The organism is Mesorhizobium sp. M6A.T.Cr.TU.014.01.1.1, from assembly GCF_004022765.1.
Lineage (GTDB): Bacteria > Pseudomonadota > Alphaproteobacteria > Rhizobiales > Rhizobiaceae > Mesorhizobium > Mesorhizobium mediterraneum.
On sequence record NZ_RZPG01000140.1, the window covers coordinates 1 to 401 of the forward strand.

At 62.3% G+C, this 401-nt stretch carries 1 pseudogene; it reads right to left on the bottom strand.

The features are described 5' to 3' along the window. Window positions 1-238: pseudogene (locus EN885_RS33325) on the bottom strand (EamA/RhaT family transporter); the annotation flags it as partial. Window positions 239-401: the final 163 nt, after the last annotated feature.

Below are 401 nucleotides of genomic sequence, written 5' to 3' on the forward strand. Positions count from 1 at the left end.
CGAGATAGACGCCATGCATCAGGATGCCGGCGCCGGTGGCATGCAGCGCCTCCTGGCGGGTGGCTCTTTTCGAGCCAAGCACAAGCATCAGGACGGCCAGCAGGATAGCAGCGAGGACGAAACGCGCGGCGAGGAAGGTGAACGGTTCCGCCCACGGCATGGCGTAGCGCGCACCGATGAAGCCGGTGGCCCACAAGACGACGAAGGTGGCGGGGATGAACCGCTTGATGCTGTGCATGTTCCGGAGGCCGCCGTACTGGGGAGAGTTGACCGTGGCGCTGCTCTAATGCGCTTCAACCCGACGCGCAAAGCGAAACCATTGATCCATACATCACTGAAATTCAACGGCCGGCGCATTTGGCAGGTGATCTCGCCTGGTCAAAGCCCGACCGTCCGTCTGA